The 1,893-nt window shown below is 71.1% G+C and carries 2 protein-coding genes; both read left to right on the top strand.

Annotation, left to right across the window (positions count from 1 at the left end; genetic code table 11):
• A partial coding sequence (gene nosD / locus GJ633_RS16290; protein ID WP_156589603.1) for a nitrous oxide reductase family maturation protein NosD occupies nt 1-1,084 on the top strand: 1,084 nt, incomplete at its 5' end.
• Nucleotides 1,081-1,863, top strand: coding sequence for an ABC transporter ATP-binding protein (locus tag GJ633_RS16295; RefSeq protein ID WP_156589604.1), 783 nt, complete (start codon nt 1,081-1,083; stop codon nt 1,861-1,863). The genes nosD and GJ633_RS16295, both read left to right, overlap by 4 nt.
• The last annotated feature ends 30 nt before the right edge of the window (nt 1,864-1,893 follow it).

Here is a 1,893-nt window from a genome sequence, read left to right on the forward strand (position 1 = left end):
TGACGGCGCCGTGCTCGACGGCGGCGGAGAGGGTCGCGTGCTCACGATCGCGGGCGAGGACGTCACCGTCTCCGGGCTGTGGATCCGCGGGTCCGGTTCCGCGGTGAACGACGAGGACGCGGGCGTCTTCGTCGCCGGCGAGAACGCCACCGTCGAGACCGTCCGGATCACGGACACGGCGTACGGGATCTGGGTGAACGGCGCCGACGACGCGCTGATCGAGAACGTCCGGATCGACGGCCGGGCGGACGTCTACCCGGTCACCGACCGCGGCAACGGGATCCACCTCTACGAGACGGAAGGGACCGTCGTCCGCGACAGCGAGATCACCCACGCCCGCGACGGGATCTACTTCTCGTGGGCGACCGAGGTCCTCGCCGAGAACAACACGATCCGCCACACGCGGTACGGCGTCCACTACATGTACTCGGATGACAACCGCCTCGTGGACAACGTCGCCGCCGACAACGGCGTCGGCTACGCGCTCATGGTGAGCGAGGGGCTGACGGTGGCGAACAACACCGCCGTCCGCAACGACGACACCAGCGGGCACGGGATCATGGCGAAGGACATCGAGGACTCCGAGATAACCGGCAACGTCCTCGTCGACAACGCGAACGGACTGTACGTGTACAACGCGCAGGACAACCGACTCGCGGACAACCTCGTGCTCGGCAACGAGGTCGGGATCCACAGCTCGGCGGGCAGTTCGGGGCAGGTCGTCGTCGGCAACAGCTTCGTGGGGAACGGGAAGCCGGTCGTGACTCCGCGCAACTCGCTGGCCGAGTGGAACGGCACCGAGCGGGGCAACTACTGGTCCGGCGCGCGCGTCGTCGACCGAACCGGTGACGGGGTGAGCGAGATCCGCCACCGGCCGGCCGGGCTGGTGGAGCACCTCGTCGCCGAGCACCCGCAGGCGGCCGCCTTCGCCAACAGCCCCGCGTTCGAGGCGGTCCGGCTCGCGGAGAGTTCGTTCCCGGTCGTTGAGGCGCCCGGCGTCGTCGACCGCCGGCCGCTCGTGGAACCGCCGCACGACTGGCGACGCTACGCGGGGCTGATCGAGACGGAGGACACGGAGTCATGAAGGTTCGAGCCACAGACGTTCACAAGGCGTACGGCGACGTGACAGCACTCGACGGGCTCTCGCTTTCGATCCCGAGCGGGTCCACCTTCGGCGTGCTCGGGACGAACGGCGCGGGCAAGTCGACGCTGTTCCGGCTGCTCGTCGGCCACGACCGCCCCGACGCGGGCACGATCGCCGTCGGCGGGACGGACGTGACCGCGGCGAGCCGCCGGATCCGCGAGCGCGTCGGCTACCTCCCCGAGCACGTGGGGTTCCCGACCTCGCTCACCGGCCGAGAGGTGTTGTCGTTCCACGCGACCGTCCGCGGGCTGCCCGACGACGGGCGGATCGCGCGGGCGATCGACCGCGTCGGACTGGAGCCGGCGGCCGCGGACCGCGCGGTCGGAGGCTACTCAAACGGGATGCAGCGCCGGCTCGGGCTCGCGAGCGTCCTGCTCGCGGAGCCGGCCGTGCTGATCCTCGACGAGCCGACGGCCGGGCTCGACCCCCGGGGCGTCGACGAGTTCCACCGGATAATCGAGCGGATCAACGACGAGACGGACGCTACCGTCGTGTTCTGCTCGCACGCGCTCGCGGAGGTCGAGCGGCTCTGTGACCGCGTGGCGATCCTCCACGAGGGCGAGGTCCGCGCGTCGGGCCCCGTGAGCGAGGTCGTCGCCGCGATCGACGCCGGCGACCGCACCGACCGTTCGGACCTGCGCGCCGCCTTCTGCGATGTCGTCGAGGGGGTCGACGGCGAGTCCGGACGGGCCGCCGAGACGGCGGAGGTGTCGCCATGAGCGACCCGGACCGCGCGGGCGACCGGGCGT

Origin of the sequence: Halorubrum sp. CBA1125, from assembly GCF_009742825.1 — an archaeon.
In the GTDB taxonomy this organism is placed as follows: domain Archaea; phylum Halobacteriota; class Halobacteria; order Halobacteriales; family Haloferacaceae; genus Halorubrum.